Annotated in this window: 16 protein-coding genes, 15 tRNA genes, 2 rRNA genes and 4 pseudogenes; 4 read left to right on the top strand and 33 right to left on the bottom strand. The window is 51.7% G+C overall.

What is annotated here, in order from left to right; genetic code table 11:
- Positions 1 to 9 precede the first annotated feature (9 nt).
- The 5 genes from IC803_RS02525 to glgB are packed head-to-tail and all read right to left on the bottom strand — an operon-like array spanning position 10 to position 7,965.
- The gene (locus IC803_RS02525) at positions 10 to 2,409 is read right to left on the bottom strand and encodes a glycogen/starch/alpha-glucan phosphorylase (protein ID WP_081208018.1); all 2,400 of its coding nucleotides are present in this window, start codon (positions 2,407 to 2,409) and stop codon (positions 10 to 12) included.
- Positions 2,396 to 3,853: a glycogen synthase GlgA gene (gene glgA / locus IC803_RS02520; protein ID WP_081208016.1), complete on the bottom strand. Its 1,458-nt coding sequence runs from the start codon at positions 3,851 to 3,853 to the stop codon at positions 2,396 to 2,398. Before glgA ends, IC803_RS02525 begins: the two co-directional genes overlap by 14 nt.
- Entirely contained in the window at positions 3,850 to 4,881 is a 1,032-nt protein-coding gene (locus IC803_RS02515) for a GlgC family sugar phosphate nucleotidyltransferase (RefSeq protein ID WP_081208014.1), read from the bottom strand. Before IC803_RS02515 ends, glgA begins: the two co-directional genes overlap by 4 nt.
- Positions 4,881 to 6,044 carry a glucose-1-phosphate adenylyltransferase gene (locus tag IC803_RS02510; RefSeq protein WP_081208012.1) on the bottom strand — a complete coding sequence of 388 codons (1,164 nt, stop codon included), beginning with the start codon at positions 6,042 to 6,044 and terminating at the stop codon, positions 4,881 to 4,883. Before IC803_RS02510 ends, IC803_RS02515 begins: the two co-directional genes overlap by 1 nt.
- Complete coding sequence (gene glgB, locus IC803_RS02505) at positions 5,965 to 7,965, bottom strand: 1,4-alpha-glucan branching enzyme (RefSeq protein WP_081208010.1); 2,001 nt, start codon at positions 7,963 to 7,965, stop codon at positions 5,965 to 5,967. Before glgB ends, IC803_RS02510 begins: the two co-directional genes overlap by 80 nt.
- 168 nt (positions 7,966 to 8,133) lie before the next feature.
- On the opposite strand from glgB, the gene IC803_RS02500 reads away from it, so the two are divergent.
- Positions 8,134 to 9,087 carry a cation diffusion facilitator family transporter gene (locus IC803_RS02500; RefSeq protein ID WP_081208008.1) on the top strand — a complete coding sequence of 318 codons (954 nt, stop codon included), beginning with the start codon at positions 8,134 to 8,136 and terminating at the stop codon, positions 9,085 to 9,087.
- Positions 9,088 to 9,127: 40 nt separating this feature from the next.
- On the opposite strand, the gene IC803_RS02495 is transcribed toward IC803_RS02500, so the two are convergent.
- From IC803_RS02495 to IC803_RS18060, 3 genes are all read right to left on the bottom strand, one after another.
- Positions 9,128 to 12,226, bottom strand: coding sequence for a S8 family serine peptidase (locus IC803_RS02495; RefSeq protein ID WP_081208006.1), 3,099 nt, complete (start codon positions 12,224 to 12,226; stop codon positions 9,128 to 9,130).
- Positions 12,227 to 12,440: 214 nt separating this feature from the next.
- Complete coding sequence (locus IC803_RS18065; RefSeq protein ID WP_223812017.1) at positions 12,441 to 12,617, bottom strand: hypothetical protein; 177 nt, start codon at positions 12,615 to 12,617, stop codon at positions 12,441 to 12,443.
- A 39-nt stretch (positions 12,618 to 12,656) separates the two neighbouring features.
- Complete coding sequence (locus IC803_RS18060) at positions 12,657 to 12,803, bottom strand: hypothetical protein (protein WP_223812016.1); 147 nt, start codon at positions 12,801 to 12,803, stop codon at positions 12,657 to 12,659.
- Positions 12,804 to 12,969: 166 nt separating this feature from the next.
- Between IC803_RS18060 and IC803_RS02485 the strand changes: the two genes are divergently transcribed.
- Positions 12,970 to 13,596, top strand: coding sequence for a LysE family translocator (locus tag IC803_RS02485; protein ID WP_081208004.1), 627 nt, complete (start codon positions 12,970 to 12,972; stop codon positions 13,594 to 13,596).
- A 41-nt stretch (positions 13,597 to 13,637) separates the two neighbouring features.
- Here the strand turns inward: IC803_RS02485 and IC803_RS02480 are convergent, their stop codons facing one another.
- The 3 genes from IC803_RS02480 to tnpA form a co-directional block, all read right to left on the bottom strand.
- Positions 13,638 to 14,270, bottom strand: coding sequence for a LysE family translocator (locus tag IC803_RS02480; protein ID WP_081208002.1), 633 nt, complete (start codon positions 14,268 to 14,270; stop codon positions 13,638 to 13,640).
- Positions 14,271 to 14,404: 134 nt separating this feature from the next.
- Complete coding sequence (locus IC803_RS02475; RefSeq protein ID WP_190304254.1) at positions 14,405 to 15,454, bottom strand: RNA-guided endonuclease InsQ/TnpB family protein; 1,050 nt, start codon at positions 15,452 to 15,454, stop codon at positions 14,405 to 14,407.
- Positions 15,455 to 15,459: 5 nt separating this feature from the next.
- A complete protein-coding gene (gene tnpA, locus IC803_RS02470; protein WP_255508577.1) occupies positions 15,460 to 15,786 on the bottom strand; it encodes an IS200/IS605 family transposase in 327 nt (108 codons plus the stop codon).
- Between the two features lie 24 nt (positions 15,787 to 15,810).
- Between tnpA and IC803_RS18465 the strand changes: the two genes are divergently transcribed.
- Positions 15,811 to 16,245 (top strand): NAD(P)/FAD-dependent oxidoreductase, encoded by a 435-nt coding sequence (locus IC803_RS18465; RefSeq protein ID WP_370543802.1) that lies wholly within the window; start codon positions 15,811 to 15,813, stop codon positions 16,243 to 16,245.
- The gene (locus IC803_RS18460; protein ID WP_370543801.1) at positions 16,246 to 16,521 is read left to right on the top strand and encodes an FAD-binding oxidoreductase/lyase; all 276 of its coding nucleotides are present in this window, start codon (positions 16,246 to 16,248) and stop codon (positions 16,519 to 16,521) included.
- A gap of 116 nt (positions 16,522 to 16,637) precedes the next feature.
- Here the strand turns inward: IC803_RS18460 and IC803_RS02460 are convergent, their stop codons facing one another.
- The 22 genes and pseudogenes from IC803_RS02460 to IC803_RS02365 form a co-directional block, all read right to left on the bottom strand.
- Complete coding sequence (locus IC803_RS02460) at positions 16,638 to 17,210, bottom strand: YobA family protein (RefSeq protein ID WP_223812015.1); 573 nt, start codon at positions 17,208 to 17,210, stop codon at positions 16,638 to 16,640.
- Between the two features lie 322 nt (positions 17,211 to 17,532).
- Positions 17,533 to 17,739: pseudogene (locus IC803_RS18055) on the bottom strand (IS4 family transposase); the annotation flags it as partial.
- Between the two features lie 13 nt (positions 17,740 to 17,752).
- A pseudogene (gene tsaA / locus IC803_RS18320) lies at positions 17,753 to 18,193 on the bottom strand (tRNA (N6-threonylcarbamoyladenosine(37)-N6)-methyltransferase TrmO); the annotation flags it as partial.
- Positions 18,191 to 18,403, bottom strand: a pseudogene (locus IC803_RS18315) (SAR2788 family putative toxin); the annotation flags it as partial. The pseudogenes IC803_RS18315 and tsaA, both read right to left, overlap by 3 nt.
- Before the next feature lie 404 nt (positions 18,404 to 18,807).
- Positions 18,808 to 19,062: pseudogene (locus IC803_RS18455) on the bottom strand (DUF4277 domain-containing protein); the annotation flags it as partial.
- Positions 19,063 to 19,324: 262 nt separating this feature from the next.
- A tRNA-Leu gene (locus IC803_RS02445) sits at positions 19,325 to 19,409 on the bottom strand.
- Between the two features lie 60 nt (positions 19,410 to 19,469).
- Positions 19,470 to 19,543, bottom strand: a tRNA-Cys gene (locus tag IC803_RS02440).
- Positions 19,544 to 19,552: 9 nt separating this feature from the next.
- Positions 19,553 to 19,624 (bottom strand) — tRNA-Gly (locus IC803_RS02435).
- A 5-nt stretch (positions 19,625 to 19,629) separates the two neighbouring features.
- A tRNA-Gln gene (locus IC803_RS02430) sits at positions 19,630 to 19,704 on the bottom strand.
- Positions 19,705 to 19,719: 15 nt separating this feature from the next.
- Positions 19,720 to 19,792 (bottom strand) — tRNA-His (locus tag IC803_RS02425).
- A gap of 17 nt (positions 19,793 to 19,809) precedes the next feature.
- A tRNA-Trp gene (locus IC803_RS02420) sits at positions 19,810 to 19,883 on the bottom strand.
- Positions 19,884 to 19,889: 6 nt separating this feature from the next.
- Positions 19,890 to 19,974: transfer RNA gene (locus IC803_RS02415), tRNA-Tyr, on the bottom strand.
- A 6-nt stretch (positions 19,975 to 19,980) separates the two neighbouring features.
- A tRNA-Thr gene (locus IC803_RS02410) sits at positions 19,981 to 20,056 on the bottom strand.
- A gap of 25 nt (positions 20,057 to 20,081) precedes the next feature.
- Positions 20,082 to 20,157 (bottom strand) — tRNA-Phe (locus tag IC803_RS02405).
- A 171-nt stretch (positions 20,158 to 20,328) separates the two neighbouring features.
- A tRNA-Asp gene (locus IC803_RS02400) sits at positions 20,329 to 20,404 on the bottom strand.
- A gap of 3 nt (positions 20,405 to 20,407) precedes the next feature.
- Positions 20,408 to 20,484, bottom strand: a tRNA-Met gene (locus IC803_RS02395).
- Positions 20,485 to 20,656: 172 nt separating this feature from the next.
- Positions 20,657 to 20,732: transfer RNA gene (locus IC803_RS02390), tRNA-Val, on the bottom strand.
- Between the two features lie 9 nt (positions 20,733 to 20,741).
- Positions 20,742 to 20,813: transfer RNA gene (locus IC803_RS02385), tRNA-Glu, on the bottom strand.
- 14 nt (positions 20,814 to 20,827) lie between these two features.
- Positions 20,828 to 20,918: transfer RNA gene (locus IC803_RS02380), tRNA-Ser, on the bottom strand.
- A gap of 4 nt (positions 20,919 to 20,922) precedes the next feature.
- A tRNA-Asn gene (locus IC803_RS02375) sits at positions 20,923 to 20,997 on the bottom strand.
- Positions 20,998 to 21,244: 247 nt separating this feature from the next.
- Positions 21,245 to 24,173 (bottom strand): 23S ribosomal RNA (locus tag IC803_RS02370).
- Positions 24,174 to 24,629: 456 nt separating this feature from the next.
- Positions 24,630 to 26,186: ribosomal RNA gene (locus tag IC803_RS02365) — 16S ribosomal RNA — on the bottom strand.
- The 16S and 23S rRNA genes sit together here with 15 tRNA genes alongside, the layout of an rRNA operon.
- Positions 26,187 to 26,545: the final 359 nt, after the last annotated feature.

The raw sequence follows: 26,545 nt of genomic DNA, 5'->3' as shown, positions 1-26,545 counted from the left end.
GCTGTTGCTTCACATCAACGGTGAAATGCCCCAAATGTCAGCGGCGTACTCGGCGATCGTCCGGTCGCTCGCGAAATAGCCGGAGTGGGCGATGTTGACAGCGCTCATATACCACCAGCGCGCCGGGTCGCGGTAAGCCGCTTCCACCTGCTCATGCGCTTCGGCATAAGCAGCAAAGTCGCGCAAAACGAAATATTCATCGTTTTGCGTCAGCAATGAGTCATAAATCGGCTCGAAATAGTCGTCAACATCAGGAAAAAAGCCGTTCACCAGCTGATCGACGACTTGCTTGATCCGCTTGTCGTGGTGGTAATATTCATGCGCCCGGTAGCCGCCGTGCTCATAGTAGTTGAGCACTTCTTCCGCGGTCAGCCCGAACAAAAACATGTTTTCTTTTCCGACCGCTTCGGCGATTTCGACATTCGCCCCGTCGAGCGTGCCGAGCGTGATCGCCCCGTTCATCATAAACTTCATGTTGCCCGTCCCGGACGCTTCTTTGCTTGCGGTCGAAATTTGCTCGCTCACATCGGCGGCCGGGAAAATTTCCTCGGCGAGCGACACGCGGTAATTTTCTAAAAAAATGACCTTTAGCTGCCCATTTGTCCGTTTGTCGCTGTTGACCTTGTCAGCCACCGAATGAATGAGTTTAATGATCCGTTTCGCATAATAATAACCGGGTGACGCCTTCGCTCCGAAGATGAACGTGCGCGGGTAAATCGAGAAGTGCGAGTCTTCCCTCAGCCGATTGTATAAGTACATGATATGCAAGACGTTGAGCAGCTGCCGTTTGTAGGCGTGCAGCCGCTTCACTTGCACATCAAAGATCGACGACTCATCCACGCGAATCCCGGTCTTTTCATAAATGCGGGCGGCAAGCTTTCGTTTGCGCTGCTGCTTAACGGCTGAGAGCGCCTGCCGAAACGCCGGATCAGAGGCGTGCGGCGCAAGATCGATGAGCCTTTCCGGCTCGTGAATCCAGCGCGGACCGATCGTGTCGGTAATCAACGCCGACAGCTCTGGGTTCGCCTTTAACAGCCAGCGCCGATGGGTCACCCCGTTCGTTTTATTGTTAAACTTCTGCGGCGCCCATTCGTAAAACAGACGCATTTCCCGCTGTTTCAAAATTTCGGTGTGCAGCTTCGCCACTCCGTTGACGCTATGGCTGCCGGCGATGGCCAAATGCGCCATTTTCACCATGCCATGGGCGATAATGGCCATTTGTTCAATCCGCCCCCAATCGCCAGGGTAGCGTTCCCACAGCTCGCGGCAAAATCGCTCGTTAATTTCTTCAACGATCATGTAAATGCGTGGCAAGAGCGGCTGAAACAAATGAATCGGCCATTTCTCGAGCGCTTCGGACAACGTTGTATGATTCGTATAGGCGATCGTATGGGTCGTAATATGCCACGCCTCTTCCCAACTCATCCCTTCCTCATCGAGCAAAATGCGCATCAATTCCGGAATTGCCAGCACCGGGTGGGTGTCGTTGACATGAATGGCGACATATTCATGAAGCCGGTGCAAATTCCCGTGCTGGCGGCGATGGGCGCGGACGATGCTGCCGAGGCTGGCGGCGACGAGAAAGTATTGCTGCTTCAGCCGTAAAATTTTCCCTTCGTCATGCGCATCATCCGGGTATAAAAATTCCGAAATGGCTTCTGTCTCCCGCTTGTATTGCATGACGTCTTTATGAAGCGGGAACGTCTTCGCCGGTTCAGCGCTCCAAAGCCGCAGCGTATTGACCGTATTCGTCCCATAGCCGATCACCGGCATGTCGTATGGCACCGCCATCACTTTTTCGCTGTCGACATGGCGGAAGACGAGGCGGCCGTTTTGCTCGGACACCTCGACGCGCCCCCAAAAATTCACTTCGACAGCCAGCTCTTCCTTGCGGATTTCCCAAACGTTTCCGTGGCGCAGCCATTGCTCGGGTAGCTCGACTTGATAGCCATCGACGATCTTTTGGTCAAACAGCCCGTGTTTATAGCGGATGCCATGGCCGTGGCCCGGCAAATTCAACGTCGCGAGCGAATCGAGAAAACAGGCGGCGAGCCGCCCGAGCCCGCCGTTGCCAAGCCCTGCGTCCGCCTCGCTCTCCTCGACGTCTTCGAGGCGAATGCCCAGCTCGCGAAGCCCCTCTTCAACGACCGGGAGGACTCCGAGATTCAATAAGTTGCTGCCGAGCAGCCGCCCCAATAAAAACTCGATCGACAAATAATACACTTGCTTCCGTCTTTGCGCCCGATTGCGCTCATTCGTGGCGATCCAATGGCGGCTAATATGTTCGCGCACCATATGGCCGAGGACATAATAATGATCGCGCGTCGTTGACTCCTCGAACTGTTTGCCGCACAACGTTTCGAGCCGCGTCACAAACACCCGTTTAAACGTTTCTTTATCCGCGAACAAGCGTGCGTTCCTCCTTTTTGGTCAGCTGTTCATAGGCTTGTTTGTATTGTCTTGCCGACCGGCGCCAGCTGTAGTCGCCGCGCATCGCCCGTTCCATGAGCCGCTCCCAGACCGACGGCTGACGGTAAAACGACAGCGCCCGACGGATCGTATACAGCATGTCATGAGCGTTAAAATGAGTGAAGCTGAATCCATTTCCTTCTTCTGTAATCTCATTGTATGATTGCACCGTATCGTTTAATCCCCCGGTTTCCCGGACGATCGGAATCGTCCCGTACCGTAAGGCGATCATTTGGCTCAGCCCGCACGGCTCAAACAACGACGGCATTAAAAACAAGTCCGCCCCGGCATAAATTTGGTGGGCGAGCGGTTCATGGAAGCCGATGTACACGCCGACTTTGTCAGGATACGCCGCGGCCATTTGCGAGAAAAATTGTTCAAACCGCCAGTCGCCCGTGCCGAGCACGACAAGCTGCATGTCTTCGCCCATCATCTCATGAAAGACACACGTCACCAAATCGAGCCCTTTTTGCGCCGTCATTCTCGTCACCATCGCGACAAGCGGCACATCATCCCGCTCCGGCAAACCGAACTGCCGCTGCAAGGCGCGCTTGTTCAATAGTTTTCTTTCCCACGTATGTACGCTGTAGGTCGCCGCCAAAAACGGATCCGTTTCCGGATTGTAAAATTCGTCGTCAATGCCGTTTAAAATGCCGCGCAAATCGTCCCGCCGCGCCCGCAGCAAGCCGTCTAGCCGCTCGCCGTAATAGGCGGTTTGAATCTCCTCTTTATACGTCGGGCTGACCGTTGTAATCAAATCGGAAGCAACGAGCGCCCCTTTCATAAAGCTGACGCTGCCGTAAAACTCAAGATGGTCAATGGTGAAATAGCGGCCGTCTAAATTCAACAAGTCTTCTAAAATGCCGCGCGGAAACAGCCCTTGAAACTGCAAGTTATGAATCGTAAAGACGGTGCGCATGTCGGCATAAAACGGCTCATGACGATATTGTTCCCGAAGCAAAAACGGCACCATGCCTGTATGCCAGTCATGGCAGTGAATCACATCCGGCTGAAACTTGATTTCCGGCAGCACCTCAAGCACCGCCCGGCAAAAATAGGCGAACCGCTCGCCATCATCATAATGGCCGTACAGCTGCGGCCGCTGAAAATAATATTCGTTGTCGATAAAGTAATAGATGATTCCGTCATGCCTGAGCTCTTCGACACCGCAATATTGTCGGCGCCACCCAACCGGGACGATGAGTTCCGCCACCTTTTTCATTTTCTGTTTCCATTCGGGGGCGATCGTTTCATATTTCGGCAGCATCACGCGGGCATCAACGCCGAGCCGGCGCAGCTCTTTCGGCAGCGCGCCGGCGACATCGGCCAACCCCCCCGATTTGGCAAACGGGGCGCATTCGGAAACGGCAAATAGCACCTTCATCGGCTGATGACCTCCCCTTGCACCATTCCTTTGCGGACGATAAACGGCCGTTCTGCCGTTCCTTGTAAAACGACGCCCGGTTCAACCTTAGCATCTTTATCCATAATCACGCCATCAAGGACACAACCGTCACCGATCTGACATTTTTGCATAATAATGCTATTGCGCACGACCGCTCCCTTGCCAATTTTGACGGAGCGGAACACAACGCTGTTTTCCACCGTTCCCTCGATGACGCAGCCGTTGGCGATCATCGAGCGCTTCACGTGCCCCTCCCGCCCGTACTTCGTCGGCGGCTCGTCTTTGACTTTCGTGTAAATCGGGTGCGACGGAAGAAAGAGTTGCTCCCAGACGTCCCGGTCAAGCAGTTCCATGCTTGCGCGGAAATACTGCTTCACCGAATCAATGACCGCCGCATATCCGCTATATTCATAATCACAAATCGACAACGAATGGCGGTAATCGCGGACGACATCGGCAATGCTATGGTAGCCGCGGTTTTTGTAGTCGGCGATTAAGTCAAGCAACAGCGACGTTTCAAGCAAATACATCTCAAGCGACCGACCGCGTTGGCGGATTTCGGTCACATCGCAGCCATTTTCGATATGACGTTTTAAGACAGCGTCAAAATCGATGTTGCACACCGTATAGCCGTTCGCAATAACTGCATATTTTTGCCGGCTCCGCAAAAAATAGTCAATATGTTGCTCAAAATGGGCAAATGCCCCGACCCGGCGCTCGCCGGAAAACAGCAAATCCGGCGACGGGAAGAAAAACAGTCCGTCCCGTTTTCGGTTTAAATCCCAGTTCTTCCCTGATCCTAAATGGTCCATGAGCGAACGGTACTGATATTTCGGAAAAATGGCAACACTTTCAATGCCCGAATTGACCATGCTTGAGAGCACGAAATCAATAAGCCGGTACCGGCCGGCAAACGGCACCGCAGCGATCGAACGCTGCTCGATGAGCGGCGCTAACGCCTCCATATACGTCGTCGCGTCAATAACGCCTAACATCCTGTTGTTCATCACGCTTCATCCTTCCTCGCTGTTTCCTCATTCCACTGCTTGAGCCATTCATTGGTCACCAGCACGACATCATCGGCATCGTCCGGGCAAACGGACGAATGCGGCGGGATGACACAATCGGGCGTCACGATCACCCGCTCGACATACGCTCCTTCGCTGACCGCCGCACCTGGCATAATGACCGATTCTTTCACGACCGCCCCTTTGCCGATACGGACGCCTTGAAACAGCACCGACCGCTCGACCGTTCCTTCGACGACACATCCTTCATTGACGAGTGAATCCAATACTTCCGCCTCCTGGGAAATGTATTGCGGCGGCTGATTCGGATTGACGGAATAAATGCGCCATGAGCGGTCGAACAAATCAAGCTCATTGCCTTCATCAAGCAAGTCCATGTTTGCCTCCCATAAACTTTTCACCGTGCCGACGTCTTTCCAGTATCCTTTAAACGGGTACGCTACGAGCCGCTTTTTCTCACGGAGCAGCCGAGGAATGACATCTTTGCCAAAATCGTGCGACGAATGTGGATCGGCGTTGTCCATTTGCAAATATTGCTTCAATAGCGGCCAATTGAAAATATAAATGCCCATCGACGCTAAATTGCCTTTCGGTTCGGCCGGCTTTTCAGCAAACTCCACGATTTCCATTTCTTCGTTTGTATTCATAATCCCAAACCGGCTCGCTTCTTCCCACGGCACCTCAATGACCGAAATCGTCACATCGGCCTGTTTGGCAATATGATAGTCAAGCATGTGCTGGTAATCCATCTTGTAAATATGGTCGCCAGACAGCACGAGCACGTAATCCGGGTCATACTGCTCAATGTAATTGATATTTTGATAAATCGCGTTCGCGGTGCCTTCGTACCATTTGACGCCGGAAGAGGCGGAATACGGCGGAAGAACGGTGACGCCGCCATTTCGCCGGTCTAAGTCCCACGCGCTTCCGATGCCGATGTACGAATGAAGGAGGAGCGGCTGATATTGGGTCAGCACTCCGACCGTATCGATGCCGGAATTCGTGCAATTGCTTAACGTAAAATCAATGATCCGGTACTTCCCGCCAAACGGCACGGCCGGTTTAGCGATGTTTGTCGTCAGCGAGCGAAGCCGACTTCCTTGCCCGCCGGCCAATAACATGGCGATGCACTTCTTCTTCATTCTTCCTTCTCTCCCCTCGTTTTTGCACTGGCCGTAAAATCGAAATGCCAAATGGCGGAATCGTCATGCGCACATGGTACGGTTTTCCGTGAAACGGCTCGCTCAGGGCGGAAAGCCGTTTCCCGTTGACATGCCCCGATCCGCCAAATTCCGCCGCATCGCTGTTCAGCACTTCCCGATACGGCGTGAGCAGCGGCACTCCAACCTTGTAGTCGTCATACGCCTGATTTGTGAAATTACACACAATAACAAGCATATCGTCTTCTTTTTTCCCGCGGCGGATGAACGAGAAAATGCTTTGTTCCGCATTATGGACGTCAATCCATTCAAATCCTTGTGGGTCATGGTCAAGCTCGTAAAACGGCTTATACCGTTTATAGCAAGCGATGAGCTGCTTCATGTACTCGTTCATCTTCCGGTGCAGCTCAAAATCAAACAGCATCCAGTCGAGCTCGCCCTCAAACTTCCATTCGTCAAACTGGGCAAATTCATTGCCCATAAACAACAGCTTTTTCCCGGGGTGGGCCATCATGTAGCCATACAAGAGCCGCAGCTGGGCGAACTTCTCTTCATACGACCCCGGCATTTTATTGAGCAGCGATTTTTTGCCGTGCACGACTTCATCGTGGGAAAACGGCAAAATGAAATTTTCCGAATACGCATAAAGGAGGGAAAAACTGACCTGGTTGTGTGCATGCTTCCGCTCGTTCGGCGGCGTTTCCATATACTTCAGCATGTCGTTCATCCAGCCCATGTTCCATTTATAATTAAAGCCGAGCCCGCCTTCATACGTCGGCGCGGTCACCCGCGGCCAATCGGTCGAATCTTCGGCAATCATGAGCACGTTCGGGTCATAGGCAAACACCGCTTCGTTTAACTTGCGCAAAAACTCGACCGCATACGGGTTTTCATACAGCCTGTCATTGTTCGGCCAGTAAAGCATATTGGCGACCGCATCGACGCGAAACCCATCGATATGGTAATACTTGAGCCAAAACAGCGCGTTCGAGATGAGAAAACTGCGCACCTCGGGTTTGCCTAAATCAAAATTGGCCGTCCCCCAAACGTAATTTTCGCGGTCTTTTTCATTCGCGTATTCATACGTCGGGGCACCGTCAAACATATACAACCCGTGGGCGTCCTTGCAAAAATGGCCCGGCACCCAGTCCATAATGACCCCGATCCCCGCCTGATGGCAGCGGTCGACGAAGTACATGAAATCGTGCGGCGTTCCATAGCGGCTCGTCGCCGCATAATACCCTGTCCCTTGATAGCCCCACGACCGATCGAGCGGATGCTCAATAAGCGGAAGCAGCTCAACGTGCGTAAACCCATGCTCGAGCACGTACGGGATGAGTTCATCGGCCATCTCGCGGTACGTATAAAAACGCCCCTCTTTTTTCTTCCACGAACCGCAATGGAGTTCATAAATCACCATCGGCTGATCATAAATTCGTTTCCGTCGCTTCTTCCGCTGCCAAGATTGATCGTTCCACTGGTATCCTTTCAGATCGTAGACAATCGAGGCGGTATGAGGACGCAATTCGGAGTAAAAGGCGTACGGGTCAGCTTTGAATAGCATACGTCCGTCCGGCGCAACAATTTCATATTTATATAAGTGCCCTTCCAAGTTTTCCGGGACAACGATCGTCCATACCCCTTCATCATTCACTTTCCTGAGGCGGAAATTCGCCCCATCCCAATCGTTGAAACTGCCGACAAGCCGCACGTCGCGCGCGTGCGGCGCCCAAACGCAAAAACGGGTGCCGACCGTCCCTCCCTCATGGATCACATGGGCGCCAAACAGCTCGTAACTTTGATACAAGCTGCCTTCATGAAACAAATACACTTCCAAATCCGTCGGATTCGCCGCAATCAAACCGTATCGCATCCTTTCCAAAGCAAGATGATGGCCATACATTATTCTTTATTCGCCACTTCACCGCTTCATTCCTTGAAAAAAGTTCTCTATATTTTTTGACAAAACCTTTCAAAAATCGCGTTTCCTGTCGATAAATGTTTTGCACATCCGTCGGTTTTTATATTATAATATATTCAAAATAATAATTATTATAAAGAGAGGTGCACTATGTCTCCTGTTTCATCCGATTTTCATCACCTCCCGCATGTGAAAATGCAAAGCCAATCGAAAAAGGCGCTTTGGATGACACTCCTGTTGACCGTCTTTTTCACTGTTGTCGAAATCATTGGCGGCGTAGTCTCCAACTCGCTCGCCTTGTTGTCTGATTCAGCTCATATGGCGTCCGATGTCTTGGCGCTCGGCCTGAGCATGGTCGCCCTCTACATGGCGACGCGCCCGCCGAACCGCCGGTTTACGTTCGGCTTTTTGCGCTTTGAAATCATCACGTCGTTTTTGAACGGGCTGACGTTGGCAGCCATTGCAGTGTGGATTTTATGGGAAGGCATCGAGCGGTTTCTTCACCCGGAGCCGATCCAGTTTCGCCTTATGCTCGGCATTGCAACGATCGGCCTCATCGTCAATGTGACGTTGACCATCATCTTAAGCCGGAGCACAAAAGAAGAAGAGAATTTAAACGTTCGAAGCGCCCTTTGGCACTTTATCGGCGACTTGATCAGCTCGATCGGCGTCATCCTTTCGGCGCTGCTCATCTATTTCACCGGCTGGACGATTTTCGATCCAATCATCAGCCTCGTGATCGCCGCCATCATTTTCACGGGCGGGGCGAAAATTATGCGCGAGTCGTATCTCATCTTAATGGAAGCCGTACCCGATGGGTTTGACCTCGAACAAATCCGTGCCGACATTCGGAGCATTGAAGGAGTCGAGGACGTGCACGACATGCATTTATGGGCCATCTCGACGGACCATTATTCACTGTCGGCCCATGTGTTTGTCAGCGAACACATCCAGCCGCTTTGCGTCATTTTGGCGGTGAATGAAATGCTGAAGGAAAAATACGGCATCGAACATGCCACCATTCAAGTCGAACACGCCATGCTGCATGACCACGGCAGCTACGGCAAGGCGTTTTTAGCGAAAAAGAAGCCGCCGCAAGCATAAAGACCGCCTCATGCCGATCCCGGCAGAGGCGGTCTTTCGATTATCTTGCGGATCGCTTCAGCCCGTTTGCCTTTTGCAGACGGTACGATGCCACAGAATCGTCCTCTTCTGTTTCGTCCAGTCCGTAATAGTAAACATTGCCGAAACGATCTTTGTATTCAAGCAAATAATAATAGTCTTCATACTTATTTGTCTTCAGATAAGTGATTTTATTTTCGATATTTGCTTTCAGTGAATATGTTTTCTCGTCTACATATGTGTCATCATACGCATCATATACGGACAATGTGGCCGTCATAGCTTCATTCACTCGAATGGATAAATTCAGAGCTGTCCGGTAGCCCGCACTGTCCCAAGCGAAAGAATACGTGTGCGATACGAGCCATGACGGATCGGCATGGTTGTTGATTTCCCCTTCTGCCGTTTCCGTCGCTCCATTCGCAAACCGGGCGGCGATACGGAACGTGTAGACGCTGCCGTCATCGTAAAATACGTTTTCACCATTGTCGTTCAATCCATCCCATGTCACCACTTGGGTTCCGCCGTTCAGCGGCTGATCCGTCCAGATCGTCCGCACTTTTTCCCCCGCTTCATTGAAAATTTCCGCTGTCACGGTCGCTGGGGCGGACAATCGGAAATGGATTTCGCTTCCGGATTCTTCATAAAACCATACAACCTTCGGCCCCGCAATGTTTGTCAAATCAACATGCAAGCGGCTTGCGGCTGAAGCTTGCTGCCCGCGGGCATCGATCACGTTCATGCGCACTTCATATTGCCCATCGGCTAAGTACTGGCCTGTTTGGTCTTTTCCGTCCCATGTTGCCTTTTTGCTCCCAGGCCCTTGCTGTGATCCGGACAGAACTGTGCGCACAAGTGATGAGCCTTGGTAAATTTCGATCGTGACTTTGCCCGCCTTCGATAACGTATACGGAATATCGAACGTTCCTTGCTCGACATAGTCCAAATCGGCTGGAGCCTGAATAGACGGTTTTCGCCAGTCCTCAAGCTTGAACTTGGCGGTATGGACCGTGAGCTTATTGCCGCACTGGTCAACGATCTCAACGGTATAATAATAGTTTCCTTCGCTGACTAACGTGTTTTTGCTATCTTTCCCATCCCAGCTGACCGTATACGAGCCGCTCTTGTATTTTTGGTTGCGAAGAAGCTGTTTCGTGACGGCTCCTTTTTCCGTTTTGACATAAGCGGAAACAAAAGCAGCCTCTTTCAGATTCATCCGGAAGCTCGCTTTCGCCGTTCCGTCCATTTTAAACAACGTTTGGCCGAGCGTTACTCCGCCGAAAGACACTTTCGTATCGATCACAACTGGTTGGGTGCGGGCGGCCGCCTTGCGCTTCTTGTCGTCGACAGCCGACATTTTCAATCGGTACGTTCCATCGGAGAGCAGTTTTCCACTTGCGTTTTTCCCGTCCCATACAATCGTGTACTTGCCGCCGGAAAGCGACTTGCTGCTCCAGATCGTTTTTACGAGCTTATTTTTCGAATCGTACAGCTGTGCTGTCACTTTCGCTTTTTTATTGAGCGTAAACGGAATCGACACTTTTCCTTTCGCTTTCGGTGAGAAAGAAATCGTTGATGATGACAGCTGAATAGACGGGACGACGTTGTCAATGACTTTGATTTGTTTCGTTTTTGTAACCGTTTCGCGTCCGTTGGACACTTGAACGGCTACCGTATACGTTCCCCCCGCGGCGAAGGCGCCGTTATCCCGTTTGCCGTCCCACGAAAGCGAAATCTGGGTGCTGTTCCAAAGTTTGTTTTTTACGATCGTCCGCACAACGTAACCTTTGTCATCTTTTACGTAAGCCGTAACCTTTAATCCTTTTTTATAAGCAGACAGCGAAAAACTCGTCCTGTTATTTCCTTTCATCGTAAACGTCCCCGCTGCCGAAAGAGAGGAAAGGGGCGAAGGAGTATTCCTCACTGCCTTGTACGCATCGATCCTCCCATATCCATAAAACACGTCCCATCCTTTAGAACCTCGGTCTACGGTTGATTTTCTTAAAATGTTCTCTACTTCCCCACGCGTCAGCAACGGATTTTTGGACAACACTAACGCCGCTGTTCCCGATACAATCGGTGCAGCCATCGACGTGCCATGCAAGCCGTAATAGGAACTTCCGGGGAACGTAGAATAAATATTGACTCCCGGGGCGGCGAGGTCAATATAATCGCCGTAGTTGGAAAAGTCGGTGATAAAGTCATCACCGTCCGTTGCACTCACTGCAATAACCGGCTCGAACGCGGCAGGATACGACGGCAAATATGTATCGTCATTTCCCGCCGCAGCAACAAGAACAGCCCCTTTGGACGCGGCATACTGCACAGCCGCCGCTTCGTAATTCGTTGCCGCATATGCACCCAAACTTAAATTAATCACATTCGCCCCTTGGTCTGTTGCATATACGATTCCGTACGCCACATCGTAGCTTGTTGCCCCTTCCCCTTCAAACACATTGACCGGCATGATTTTTACATTTGGCGCCACGCCGGTGACCCCTTTTTTATTGATCGAAGCGGCAATAATGCCTGCCACATGCGTCCCGTGCTCCCCTGCTGGCACAGACCTCGTTCCGGTGACCACATTATAAGGCGAGACAATTTTCCCTGCCAAATCCGGATGATTTGTCTGCACCCCGTTATCGACAACGGCTACCGTAATCTGCCCTGCCCCTTTTGTCGTATCCCATGCCTTCGGGGCATTGATTTTCTTTAAATGCCACTGCTTGCTGTATCCTGGATCGCTCGGCGTATAGTTCCGTTCGATGATATAGTTGGGCTCCACCGATTCGATTTCGGGAAGCTTTACTAGTTTCGCAGCCAGCCCCTTCAGATCCATACCTTTTGGTGCTTTAATAAGGGAAAAATTCCCTATGTCCATAAATGAGAGCTCGGCGGCTCGGAACGGACGCAGTAGCGCCTCACGCTGCTTTTCCGTCACCCCTTCTTTAAATTTGACGACTAATTCATTCGCCACCATTTCTTTCGGTTCAGAAAACTTTGCAACCACTTCTTTTACCGAGGACGGCGGCTTGATTTGTCCCACTGTGTCCGCCGAGGCAGCGGAGCTATACCCCCAAAACAGCAGCAACGCCAGCCCCATCACTTTCAATTGTTTCATTCTTTGCTCCCCCTGTACATGCACATTTCCTATCGATCCCTTGCAACGGCTGCAACGCACGTTTTCCCTCGAGACCTGCCATCCCCCTCCCAACTTCTATCACATAGGAAACTATAACCATATTATACAATTGAAAAAGCGACCTATCTATAACTATTTCAACCATATTTTACATGCTCTCAAAATACACAACGGCTTCAAACGGAATCGGAATTCACCGATCCATCGCCCGTGTGATCAAATACGATGTCGCTAGAGGCGGTCTTTTCGGCCAGACGGCAGTCAAGCCCCCTTTCGGCACGCCGTCTTCTAAAATCGGAACCGACGCGCCGAAATACGGAACGCCGAACACCCGGCTGTCCTTTTGCTCCTTAACCTTCCGGCGGATCACTACCCCAACGTTTTGTATGCCACCGAATCCGGCTTCATTTCATTCCCTCGGGTGGATTTTCAAATCAATTTGCATGCTCGGCTGGTAGTAAATGCACCGCCGAGCATCGGAAATGACAAGCGATGCTTCAACGGGAAACAATTCATTCACCACTTGGTCGATGGCTGAAACAAGCAGCAAATCCACATGTCCTACCTCTCGCAAACCATACCCACACCTTTATTTCCAAGCGCGCCGATGTGTTCGTCAAACAGGAAATGAACCCATTTTTGCCGAGGAAAAAGGAATCGAACGGGAAGATCGCGAAATTTAGAAGCAACCGTCACGATAGACAAACAAAGAGGTGTGTTCGATGGAAATGGATACCGCTTTATCGTTTTTAGGCGTCGCGATTGTGCTGACACTCGCCCCGGGCCCAGACATTTTATTCGTCATCGCCCAAAGCCTGTCCCAAGGCAAGCACGCGGGCATCGCCACCGCGCTCGGGCTGTGCACCGGCCTGCTTGTCCATATCAGCGCCGCCACGCTTGGCGTCTCGGCCGTCATTTACCAATCAGCCTTGGCCTTTGCCGTCGTCAAATACGCAGGCGCCGCCTATTTGCTTTACTTGGCATGGCAAGCGTTCCGCGAAAAAGACGCTGGCCTAGCGCTCGAGCGTCAAGAGCGGCTCGCCTTAATGTCGCTGTACAAAAAAGGCATTTTCATGAATGTGCTCAATCCGAAAGTGTCGCTCTTCTTTTTGGCGCTATTGCCGCAGTTCGTCCATCCGTCAGCGGGCCGGATCGCACAGCAAATGCTCGCATTAGGCGTCATCTTTCTCGTTCAAGCGCTCGTTGTCTTCACCTTGGTGAGCATCGGTGCGGAAAAACTGCGCCACTGGCTGCTGTCGAACGAACGAATCGCCCGGCGGATCCATTGGATAAAAGGTGTCCTTTTCGCCGCCATCGGCATCCAAATCGCCTTCAGCGAGCGGTCGTAGCGGCCGCAAACAAAGTGAGCGGGCTGCTTTGACAAGCCCGCTCATGATGCTTTCGTCTGCAACAGCTTCACCCCAAGCCCAATGAACACGATCCCCGTCAACCGATTGACAAGAAGCGCCATTTTCGCGTTTTGGCGCACCCGTTTCGTTGCCAGCGCGGCAACATAGACGACGCCAAGCCCCCACATCGTGCTCGTCACCACGAACGACAAACCAAGCAGCAAAAACGGAAGCGGGCCGTATGGCTGATCCGTTTGAATGAATTGCGGCAAAAAGGAAAGGAAAAACAACGCCACTTTCGGATTCATCACATTCGTCGTCACGCCTTGCCAATAAATCTTTTTCAGCTTCATCGGCGCCAATTCCTCGGACTCCAACGCTGGCGGCGTCGACTGCCGCATCATTTTGATGCCAAGATACACCAAATACGCTGCGCCAGCGATTTTCACAGCCGTAAATAAGACAACCGACTGCTGCAAAATCACCGCCAAGCCAAACGCAGCGAGCAGCGTATGAATGAACACCCCCGTCGAAATGCCCAACACCGAATACACGCCCGCTTTTCTCCCTTGCGCCACACTGCGCCCCATAATATACATCGTATCCACTCCCGGAGTGGCATGCATCAAAATCGACGCCAGCAAATACATCCCGTAACTTTTGACACTCCACACGGCTAAAACCGTGGGATTCTTGGGTCGTTAACGCCCTCCTCCATTTCTGGTTCGGACAACGCCCAAGTTCGGGGCTGTGTCATCAGCCCGTCCTACGGCAGAGCGTATAGCTCCGTAGGCTGATGGACTTTCGCTTACGCTACTCCATCCATCACAGGTACACTCATAATATTTAATGCACCCACGCGATCTCGATGGGTCGTGTACCCACAGTCTTGACAACGGTATTGACGGTCTTTCGCTTTGTTCTTTGCTCCGCATTGCGGGCAGAGTTGCGATGTGTATTTCGGGTTCACATACACAACCGAGATTCCAGCTAATTTCGCCTTGTATTCGATAAACTTGGAAAGTTGATAAAAGCTCCATGTATGCAAGTGTTTTTCGTTTTTACGGCTTGTTCTTGCCGTCTGACGAATGTTCGTCAGCCTCTCTAATTTGATAACAGATACCTCTTCTTGAATGGCCAGATTGACGATCTGGCGGCTGATTTTATGATTGATATCCGTCATTACACGATGTTCTTTATTGTTCAATTTGCGAATGGCAGACAACTTCTTGAGTTTTCCTAACTTCTTTCTCTGTTCTTGATAGTTGCGGCGTATATATTTGTTCATGCGGCCATTGCCAAAAAATCGAGTCTTTCCTGTGGAAGTGACTGCCACCGCCGGAACTTTCAATCCAAGATCGACACCCATGACTTTTTCATTGTCCTTTTCACTTACAGGGACGTCGATCGACACTTGAGCATACCATTTCCCTGACTTCTCAACGATTCGCATGAGTCCAAGTTTCGCATTCGCAAGAAACTTTTGATCACGTTCGGTGATCATGGCACGGAATTTCGTCTTTTCCACTGCCCCATTTTGCATAATAGGGAAAGCGATGATATCTTTGCCAATGGAATAGTTTTGATTATTGACAAAATAAACCCGCTTTTTGAGAATTGGACGTTTCCCTGTTTTTTTCATCTTTTTAAATACACTTCTTGCATCTCGAATCGCTTGATTTAACACAGCGGAAGGGAGATTGGCATTGACATGCTTCGTTGTGAGTTTAGGAAAGGATTTTTGGTGTTCCATTTGTTCAGTCAATTCATTCACCACTCGAATATACTCTTCTCCCAACTGACGAAGCAGTTGAGGATGGTGAGGAAAAAAACGAATATTCAAGGTGATGGTTGGCAACTGAATCACCCCCTTTTTTTCTGCGCTTCAACATATCGCTTAATGGTTTCGCTTGATACATTTCCTGCTGTACTCACAAAAAATGAGCGTGTCCATAAACTTGGCAAGTGAGCAAGATGCTTAAACTCTTGCCTTAAGATTCGAGAGGTCACTCCTTTCACTTTCGCCATAATTGCTGAAGGAGAATCCATTGGAAGACAGTTGAGAAACAAATAACAATGATCCGGCATTACTTCCATTGTTTTGTAAGCAAGTTGGAAAAAGAATACGCCGCTCTCCAGAAACACGGCTTTGCCGTGGAATGATGTACAGAAGAGCAAATCGCCCGCCACTACCCGTTCCGCAGGCCCGCTGCGATGCTGACGAAAAACGATGGAGAAGTCAATCCATACAAACTGACGATCGGTTTGCTCGAATACGCCAAAAACCGCGGTGTCCGCCTGTTCGAACAAACCGAAATCAACGGCAAAAAGCTGGAAAAAGACAAAGCGATTTTTTATACGAAAACCGGAGCAGTCATCCGCGCAAAATCCGTCATCATCGCCGCGGGATATGAAACGTTGGCTTTCAAAAAGGACCCGAACGCTGTGTTGACGAGCACCTACGCGGTGATCACCAATCCGGTCGATGATTTCTCGAGCTGGTACAACCGGACGCTCATTTGGGAAACCGCCCGTCCCTACATTTACATGCGGACGACCGCTGACAACCGCGTGATCATTGGCGGGTTGGATGAAGATACGGCCTACGCCGATGAACGCGACGCCAAGCTCATCCATAAGCGCGATTAGTTGATCGCCGAATTCAACCAGCGCTTCCCCACCATCAACGTGCAGCCGGAATTTTACCTCGGCGCCTACTACGCCGGCACGCATGACGGTCTGCCGATCATCGGTGTGTATGACGAATACCCAAATTGCTATTTCGCCTATGCCTATGGGGACAACGGGGCGTTCTACAGCATGGTGCTCGCCAAATGTCTGCGTGATTGGATCGCAGCCGGCCAAAGCGACAACGCCCAACTCTATCTGCCCGAGCGTCCACTTGTCTCGACGTTGTCTTCGTAATTACTTGTTTCCGGAATCCAGCAAATTGTGCGGGCGCGTCATCGACAAGCTGCCTCCTCTCGCCCGTGACGAGAAGAGTATGGCAGCTTTTGGTTTCTCATCCAGAAAAAATCCTTTTAATCATCCTTGATCCGAACGTCGAATCCCGTCCGTGCATGGGCATCTTTTATCTGAATCATCCAAGTGTCCGCTTGTTTGTCATAATCAACAGCCTGAATCACAGGAATCATATGCTCGAGCCGGCTCTCTTCTTGTTTTAACGCTTGGCGAATCGCCTCCTCCTCCGATAAACGGGCTCCGTCATGCGGAGTGCTGGGCACAACCAATACTTTGTCCGCCTTTCCTTGGCCTGGATACGATTCCGCAATCCCCCCATCTATCCATACTTGGACTTTTTGGCCAATCTTCACCCGCGCTGGTGCACTGGAAACCAAGATGGCGTTATAAAACTCTTCCAGCCCGCCTGTGGAGCGAAAATCTTGCGGATCAGAACTGACAACCAAAATGCTTCCCCCTTCTTTTCTCACGACATACCCTTCAATCGCATAGCGACCAGCTGGCCCGCTGCAGCCGGCCAACCAAACACTCCACACAGCGGCAATGAAAACAACCCATTTTTTCAGCTCAATCCCTCCTTGGTTATAATTAGCCAGACAAGCGAAAACATCAAATGTGGCATTAAAAAACACATGCGGCAATCATCCTTCACGAAACCATTATCCCCCCTCTAGTCGTGCAGTGCTCGCCTCATTGTGCCGGATCAGCGGAATCTCTGCCCGAAACAGCACCGATTGCAGCTGTTTCCGTCCCCGTTTGGAGACGTGCTTTTGCCCTCATCCTTGCTAAAGATCGGGTTTCAATCGGGTATGATTGAGGCAAATAGGAGCGACATTATAAAGTATTCGTAAACCCATGCCTCTCATACTCGCTACTCCATGTAAGACCCTACATCACGGCTGTTGATGATCCAAAATTAGGCATACTCCTCCCGTATATTCGGGTGTACTCCAATCAGACAGCTGCCATCTCGGGTTTCCATTCGAGAGGAAGTTGTCCAGAGAAAAGACGACGGACAAACGAAAGAAAGGAAAGGGACGAAGTTGTTCATTTTTCCGTTCGATGATATAACCATCTCAGTAACACATAAGCGATAAATGCCGCAAAGAGTGGGTTGTATACCGCATGCTCGTTGGTGCCAAATAAGGTCGGAACGTTTAACATTAATCCCAGAGTATCGTTCCATTAATGATACCGACCAAGCAGGCTGCCTTACTTCGCCTTTGGGTAAGAACTCCTTCATAACCGGTTTAATATCAATAATAGGAGTACCATCTATTGCATCTAATCCTCTTACTTTCAATGTTCGCCCTTTATGTTCTAACAATTCAACGGTTGTTAAACCTAATTTATTCGGTCGATTTTTGCCTCTTTGAGCAAAAATTCCGACCTTTGGATATTCTTTATTATTTCTTGGATGCCTTGCTCCATATTGAATTTTGTCATCTGCAACTCGGTCAAAATAAAAAATAATATCTAAATGCGAAAACTCACTGATACCTTGTAAAGCTGAATCATCGATTTCATCTGATAATTCAATTATTGAAATAACACTACCCCAATTATCATCCTCAACATCTTTGCGGTTATTTTTAACAAATGCGATTGGTGTAATTTTACTGGCAACTTTAGTTGCAACAATATATGTTACACCTGCTATTACCACTGCAGCAGATGCAGCAATTAAATGAGATAAAAGCGCTTCACCTATTACAACCCCAATTGGAGCTAGAAATGCCATCGACGCATGAGCTTTATTTGAGTTTACCACAAATTCTTCGTTTGTTTCAGTATCTTTAAATACAGCAACAATTTTATCTTCTGACTCGCATTTCGCACCCTAAGGGCTGAAAGAAAGAATTTTTTATTTCGTTTTTTAGAATCATTTTCTGATCAACACGACTAGCGATAGCAATCCTTTTTTACCATCGCTGATTGTTCCGTATCACGTTACACGTAGATGCTCTCATCCATGCCCAATCCCTGCAGAATCCTTCGCTGATCAGGGGTGAGGGAGCGAGCCAGTGAGCGTTGGATGCGTCCATCCGGCAGCTGGAACAGGACGACGTTCACATATGGAAACAGCTGAAAAATCGCCTGTCCCGTCGGTCGGTTCAGCTTGCGGCCTCCAGGACCCTTCAGCAGGTGTTTTGGAGGAATGAACGGACGCAATCGGCGCTGAAAAACGCGGCAAACTCGGAGAGGAAGGCCTTCTTTGTGATCAATCTAAATCAAGCAAGTGCTGATGACCTTGTGAATGCCGGCCTCATACAAGCGGTCGAGATGACGAGCCAAGGCATCGTCATTCAACCAGGAAGGATGGAGCCCGGAACGAATGAGTTTCTCCAGATCGATCTCCTGTGCCCAATGTTCCAAGTGAACGAGGGCTTGCCGGCCATCAAACACATTGTAGAGGATGGCCTGAACGGCATCACTGGATCGAGTCTGGCACTGCGAATCGACGGGAACGAGATGGTCAATCAATTAGGGCAGGTCCAGTTCCTTAAATAGGGTACTTATGATATTCAAATAAGAATTGCGATAGACCCCTTTGACTTCAACATCCATGAGAGAAAAACTCCTTTACTTTCCTTGTGTGTCAAGGATTCATTCGACGATGGGCACAAAAAACCCTCCCGATTTTCGTCGGAAGGGTGCGAAATGTGAGTAATGAGGAATCATATGAGGATAAAATAAAAAAGGATTCCCACATCTCGCAGGAATCCTTGATACATCCTATTTTCGATGCCGATGGTGGGAGTCGAACCCACACGGGGGGCTACCCCACACGATTTTGAGTCGTGCGCGTCTGCCAATTCCGCCACATCGGCGCGACATTCACTATTATATCTTCTCAACTTTTGTTTGTCAATAAAATTTTATTCATTAGATGGAGGCGGCACCCGGATTCGAACCGGGGGTAAAGGTTTTGCAGACCTCTGCCTTACCACTTGGCTATGCCGCCTTGATCGAGAGCGGAAGACGGGACTCGAACCCGCGACCCCCACCTTGGCAAGGTGGTGTTCTACCACTGAACTACTTCCGCATGATTGGCTGGGGTAGCTGGATTCGAACCAACGCATCACGGAGTCAAAGTCCGTTGCCTTACCGCTTGGCTATACCCCAACGCCAAAAAACAAGGGCGACTAGTGGGAATCGAACCCACGCATGCCAGAGCCACAATCTGGTGCGTTAACCACTTCGCCATAGCCGCCATAATAATCATTTGAATGGCAGGGGCAGTAGGAATCGAACCCACACCGGAGGTTTTGGAGACCTCTGTTCTACCATTAAACTATGCCCCTTCATGATGGTGGAGGGGGACGGATTCGAACCGCCGAACCCAAAGGGAGCGGATTTACAGTCCGCCGCGTTTAGCCACTTCGCTACCCCTCCAAGAAATGGTGCCGACTGCAGGACTTGAACCCGCAACCTACTGATTACGATTCAGTTGCTCTACCAATTGAGCTAAGTCGGCATGCAAACCTATTCTAGTTGTTTAGTGGTGGCTCGGGACGGAATCGAACCGCCGACACAAGGATTTTCAGTCCTTTGCTCTACCGACTGAGCTACCGAGCCATATACTATTTTTATCCCGCTCATTGAACTGCTCTGTGCCTCTTCCTCTACTAGCCGATTCAAGGAAGTGTAATGCGTCGAGGCAACTCGCAGCAAACTCGATGATGCTGATGCTCGTCTCTACCGACTGAGCTACCGAGCCATACCGTATTTTTCGTAATTTTGGAACAATGGCGGTCCCGACGGGACTCGAACCCGCGATCTCCTGCGTGACAGGCAGGCATGTTAACCACTACACTACGGGACCATTTGGTTGCGGGGGCAGGATTTGAACCTGCGACCTTCGGGTTATGAGCCCGACGAGCTACCGGACTGCTCCACCCCGCGACGATAGAAAATGAACTTACTTCGATAATGCACTGAATTTTTGTTTCGTATGATCATCGCCCCTTCCTCTACCAGTTGACTCAAGGAAGCAGAATGCGTCGGGGCAACTCGCAGCGTATTCGATGAAGCAAATGCTCGTTGCTCCACCCCGCGACGATAGAATGTTTGAAAGTGGTGGAGGATGACGGGATCGAACCGCCGACCCCTTGCTTGTAAGGCAAGTGCTCTCCCAGCTGAGCTAATCCTCCACGAAGAAGTGACCCGTACGGGATTCGAACCCGTGTTACCGCCGTGAAAGGGCGGTGTCTTAACCACTTGACCAACGGGCCATGTTTTTCATAAGTGGCGGAGAGCAAGGGATTCGAACCCTTGAGGCGCTATTCACGCCTACACGATTTCCAATCGTGCTCCTTCGACCACTCGGACAGCTCTCCAAGATGGCTCCGCAGGCAGGATTCGAACCTGCGACCAATCGGTTAACAGCCGATTGCTCTACCACTGAGCTACTGCGGAATAATCACATCTCAATTATCTTTCCTTTAGACATTTATTATTATACTGATTAATGCTGATCTGTCAAGGATTTTTTTCATTCCTTCAAAACTAGATAACCGTTTTTGGGAAGAAGCCTCCGCTTTCGTACTGTCTAGCTCCGGCTCGCCGCCGCTCGGGGTCAAATAACCTTCTCCCTCGGGGCGCAAGCGCCCCTGCGGGTGAAGAACATTTGCCCATCGCGGCGACCCGCTCGCCTGCGCTTTTCTAGGTTAAGCCCTCGATCGATTAGTATCCGTCAGCTCCACGTGTCGCCACGCTTCCACCTCGGACCTATCGACCTCGTCATCTTCGAGGGATCTTACTCGCTTTTGGCGATGGGAAATCTCATCTTGAGGGGGGCTTCACGCTTAGATGCTTTCAGCGCTTATCCCGTCCGCACATAGCTACCCAGCGGTGCCCCTGGCGGGACAACTGGTACACCAGCGGTGCGTCCATCCCGGTCCTCTCGTACTAAGGACAGCTCCTCTCAAATTTCCTGCGCCCGCGACGGATAGGGACCGAACTGTCTCACGACGTTCTGAACCCAGCTCGCGTACCGCTTTAATGGGCGAACAGCCCAACCCTTGGGACCGACTACAGCCCCAGGATGCGATGAGCCGACATCGAGGTGCCAAACCTCCCCGTCGATGTGGACTCTTGGGGGAGATCAGCCTGTTATCCCCGGGGTAGCTTTTATCCGTTGAGCGATGGCCCTTCCATGCGGAACCACCGGATCACTAAGCCCGACTTTCGTCCCTGCTCGACCTGTCCGTCTCGCAGTCAAGCTCCCTTGTGCCTTTGCACTCTCCGAATGATTTCCAACCATTCTGAGGGAACCTTTGGGCGCCTCCGTTACCTTTTGGGAGGCGACCGCCCCAGTCAAACTGCCCACCTGACACTGTCTCCCACCCCGCTTAAGGGGTGCGGGTTAGAATTTCAATACCGCCAGGGTGGTATCCCACCGCCGCCTCCACCGAAGCTGGCGCTCCGGCTTCTCAGGCTCCCACCTATCCTGTACAAGCGATACCAAAATTCCATATCAGGCTGCAGTAAAGCTCCACGGGGTCTTTCCGTCCTGTCGCGGGTAACCTGCATCTTCACAGGTAGTATAATTTCACCGGGTCTCTCGTTGAGACAGTGCCCAAGTCGTTACACCTTTCGTGCGGGTCGGAACTTACCCGACAAGGAATTTCGCTACCTTAGGACCGTTATAGTTACGGCCGCCGTTTACTGGGGCTTCGGTTCGCACCTTCGCTTGCGCTAAGCGCTCCCCTTAACCTTCCAGCACCGGGCAGGTGTCAGCCCCTATACTTCGCCTTTCGGCTTCGCAGAGACCTGTGTTTTTGATAAACAGTCGCTTGGGCCTTTTCACTGCGGCTCTTCCAGGCTCATCACCCGAAAGAGCACCCCTTCTCCCGAAGTTACGGGGTCATTTTGCCGAGTTCCTTAACGAGAGTTCTCCCGCGCGCCTTAGGATTCTCTCCTCGCCTACCTGTGTCGGTTTGCGGTACGGGCACCTCTTCCCTCGCTAGAGGCTTTTCTTGGCAGTGTGGAATCAGGGACTTCCGGATCGAATCCGTCGCCATCACAGCTCAGCCTTTTAGCCAGCGGATTTGCCTGCTGGCCAGCCTCACTGCTTGGACAGGCTCTTCCAGCCGCCTGCTCACCCTATCCTCCTGCGTCCCCCCATCGCTCAAACGGGAAGGAGGTGGTACAGGAATCTCAACCTGTTGTCCATCACCTACGCCTTTCGGCCTCGGCTTAGGTCCCGACTAACCCTGAGCGGACGAACCTTCCTCAGGAACCCTTAGGCTTTCGGCGCAGAGGATTCTCACCTCTGTTTTCGCTACTCATACCGGCATTCTCACTTCTAAGCGCTCCACCAGTCCTTCCGGTCTGGCTTCTCTGCCCTTAGAACGCTCCCCTACCGATGACCAACGGTCATCCCGCAGCTTCGGCGGCACGTTTAGCCCCGGTACATTTTCGGCGCAGAGTCACTCGACCAGTGAGCTATTACGCACTCTTTAAATGGTGGCTGCTTCTAAGCCAACATCCTGGTTGTCTTCGCAACTCCACATCCTTTTCCACTGAACGTGCACTTAGGGGCCTTAGCTGGCGATCTGGGCTGTTTCCCTCTTGACCACGGATCTTATCACTCGCAGTCTGACTCCCAAGGATAAGTCATTGGCATTCGGAGTTTGACTGGGTTCGGTAACCCGATGAGGGCCCCTAGCCCAATCAGTGCTCTACCTCCAACACTCTTACCTTGAGGCTAGCCCTAAAGCTATTTCGGGGAGAACCAGCTATCTCCAAGTTCGATTGGCATTTCACCCCTACCCACACCTCATCCCCGCACTTTTCAACGTGCGTGGGTTCGAGCCTCCAGCCGGTGTTACCCGGCCTTCACCCTGGACATGGGTAGATCACCTGGTTTCGGGTCGACGACGACGTACTCATGCGCCCTGTTCAGACTCGCTTTCGCTGCGGCTCCGCCTTCTTGGCTTAACCTCGCACGCCATCGTCACTCGCCGGTTCATTCTACAAAAGGCACGCCATCACCCATAAACGGGCTCTGACTACTTGTAGGCACACGGTTTCAGGTTCTCTTTCACTCCCCTTCCGGGGTGCTTTTCACCTTTCCCTCACGGTACTGGTTCACTATCGGTCACTAGGGAGTATTTAGCCTTGGGAGATGGTCCTCCCTGCTTCCGACGGGATTTCCCGTGTCCCGCCGTACTCAGGAGCCGCTCGGGAGGGAACGAAGTTTCGACTACAGGGCTCTCACCTTCTCTGGCCGGCCGTTCCAGACCGGTTCGTCTACCCCGTTCCTTTCTCACTCCCACATGAGCGGTCCTACAACCCCAAGAGGCACGCCTCTTGGTTTGGGCTGTTCCCATTTCGCTCGCCGCTACTCAGGGAATCGCGTTTGCTTTCTTCTCCTCCGGGTACTAAGATGTTTCAGTTCCCCGGGTGTGCCCTCCATGCCCTATGGATTCAGGCATGGATCCTGTCCCATTACGGACAGGGGGTTCCCCCATTCGGACATCTCCGGATCAACGCTTGCTTACAGCTCCCCGGAGCGTTTCGGCGTTTGCCCCGTCCTTCATCGGCTCCTAGTGCCAAGGCATCCACCGTGCGCCCTTTCTAGCTTAACCTAAAGCGTCTCGGCTTCTTCCTTTTGTGTATCGGTTATCTAGTTTTCAAGGAACGATCTTTGTCGTTGAGAGAACATTACTCGTTCCCTCAAAACTGAACGAAACGAAAGCGCGATTTGTTCATGGTTGGCCGTTAGAGGCCTTCGCTTTTCGTACTGTCTAGCTCCGGCCGCCATCGGCTCGCGACGCTTCGGTCCTGCTGCGGCGGCGACACATTGCATACGCTCCTATGGCACCACCCACGCAGAACCAAGCTTTGCTTGGTTCGAGCCTCCTCGCAGGCCCTCCAGCGCGTTTCGCCGATAGGCGGGCGGCCTTCGCTTTTCGTACTGTCTAGCTCCAGCGCCTGGCTCTCTTCTGCCAAATCACCTTCCCCCTCGGGGTGCAAGCACCCCTGCGGGTGAAGAACATTTGGCTTCGAGAGCCGATCGCGGCGCTTCCGCTTTTCGTCCTTAGAAAGGAGGTGATCCAGCCGCACCTTCCGGTACGGCTACCTTGTTACGACTTCACCCCAATCACTTGCCCCACCTTCGGCGGCTGGCTCCCGTCAGGGTTACCTCACCGACTTCGGGTGTTGCAAGCTCTCGTGGTGTGACGGGCGGTGTGTACAAGGCCCGGGAACGTATTCACCGCGGCATGCTGATCCGCGATTACTAGCGATTCCGGCTTCATGCAGGCGAGTTGCAGCCTGCAATCCGAACTGAGAGCGGCTTTTTGGGATTCGCTCCCCCTCGCGGGTTCGCAGCCCTTTGTACCGCCCATTGTAGCACGTGTGTAGCCCAGGTCATAAGGGGCATGATGATTTGACGTCATCCCCACCTTCCTCCGACTTTTAGCCGGCAGTCCCTCTAGAGTGCCCAACTGAATGCTGGCAACGAGAGGCAAGGGTTGCGCTCGTTGCGGGACTTAACCCAACATCTCACGACACGAGCTGACGACAACCATGCACCACCTGTCACCCTGTCCCCCCGAAGGGGGAACGCCCAATCTCTTGGGTTGTCAGGGGATGTCAAGACCTGGTAAGGTTCTTCGCGTTGCTTCGAATTAAACCACATGCTCCACCGCTTGTGCGGGCCCCCGTCAATTCCTTTGAGTTTCAGCCTTGCGGCCGTACTCCCCAGGCGGAGTGCTTATCGCGTTAGCTGCAGCACTAAAGGGTGTGACCCCTCTAACACTTAGCACTCATCGTTTACGGCGTGGACTACCAGGGTATCTAATCCTGTTTGCTCCCCACGCTTTCGCGCCTCAGCGTCAGTTGCAGGCCAGAGAGCCGCCTTCGCCACTGGTGTTCCTCCACATCTCTACGCATTTCACCGCTACACGTGGAATTCCGCTCTCCTCTCCTGCACTCAAGTCCCCCAGTTTCCAATGACCCTCCACGGTTGAGCCGTGGGCTTTCACATCAGACTTAAGGAACCGCCTGCGCGCGCTTTACGCCCAATAATTCCGGACAACGCTCGCCCCCTACGTATTACCGCGGCTGCTGGCACGTAGTTAGCCGGGGCTTTCTCGTGAGGTACCGTCACCGCGCCGCCTTGTTCAAACGGCGCTCCTTCGTCCCTCACAACAGAGCTTTACGACCCGAAGGCCTTCTTCGCTCACGCGGCGTCGCTCCGTCAGACTTTCGTCCATTGCGGAAGATTCCCTACTGCTGCCTCCCGTAGGAGTCTGGGCCGTGTCTCAGTCCCAGTGTGGCCGGTCACCCTCTCAGGCCGGCTACGCATCGTCGCCTTGGTGAGCCGTTACCTCACCAACTAGCTAATGCGCCGCGGGCCCATCCGCAAGTGACAGCCGAAGCCGCCTTTCAACCAAAGACCATGCGGTCTTCGGTGTTATCCGGTATTAGCTCCGGTTTCCCGGAGTTATCCCGGTCTTGCGGGCAGGTTGCCCACGTGTTACTCACCCGTCCGCCGCTAACCAAACAAGAGCAAGCTCTCATTCGGTCCGCTCGACTTGCATGTATTAGGCACGCCGCCAGCGTTCGTCCTGAGCCAGGATCAAACTCTCCAATAGAAAGTTGATTGGCTTTTGCTTCGGCCTCAGCACCAAAGGTGCCGCGGACCTCAGCTTTTCGTTGCGCTTTGTTTCGTTCAGTTTTCAAAGAACGAGATTAGTCGATATCATGTGGCATTGAGGGATTCCGTTTTATCGAATCACTCACACGCAAGTTGTTTTCTCTTGCAAGAAGCCGTTCAACGAACTTGTCTCTTGCGAGCAGCTTCTTTATAGTAGCATAACATCTTTTCGATGTCAACCACTTTTTTCTTTCTCATCACCGCCGAACACCTTGTTCAGCAGCGACGCTATTTAATATACCACCCTAATCTTGAAAATGCAATACCTTTTTTTATTTTTTTGAGGAGCACGTCATC

Source organism: Geobacillus sp. 46C-IIa, from assembly GCF_014679505.1.
GTDB lineage: Bacteria > Bacillota > Bacilli > Bacillales > Anoxybacillaceae > Geobacillus.
Note: the sequence above shows the minus strand (reverse complement) of the source record. Positions and strands in the feature narration are given on the sequence as shown.

What these genes read in the sequence shown, in the direction of transcription:
- IC803_RS02495 (WP_081208006.1), bottom strand. Translation starts at nt 12,226, where the DNA reads ATGAAACAATTGAAAGTGATGGGGCTGGCGTTGCTGCTGTTTTGGGGG.
- IC803_RS02485 (WP_081208004.1), top strand. Translation starts at nt 12,970, where the DNA reads ATGGAAATGGATACCGCTTTATCGTTTTTAGGCGTCGCGATTGTGCTG.
- glgB (WP_081208010.1), bottom strand. Translation starts at nt 7,965, where the DNA reads ATGTATGGCCATCATCTTGCTTTGGAAAGGATGCGATACGGTTTGATT.
- IC803_RS02510 (WP_081208012.1), bottom strand. Translation starts at nt 6,044, where the DNA reads ATGAAGAAGAAGTGCATCGCCATGTTATTGGCCGGCGGGCAAGGAAGT.
- IC803_RS02515 (WP_081208014.1), bottom strand. Translation starts at nt 4,881, where the DNA reads ATGAACAACAGGATGTTAGGCGTTATTGACGCGACGACGTATATGGAG.
- IC803_RS18465 (WP_370543802.1), top strand. Translation starts at nt 15,811, where the DNA reads ATGCTGACGAAAAACGATGGAGAAGTCAATCCATACAAACTGACGATC.
- glgA (WP_081208016.1), bottom strand. Translation starts at nt 3,853, where the DNA reads ATGAAGGTGCTATTTGCCGTTTCCGAATGCGCCCCGTTTGCCAAATCG.
- IC803_RS02500 (WP_081208008.1), top strand. Translation starts at nt 8,134, where the DNA reads ATGTCTCCTGTTTCATCCGATTTTCATCACCTCCCGCATGTGAAAATG.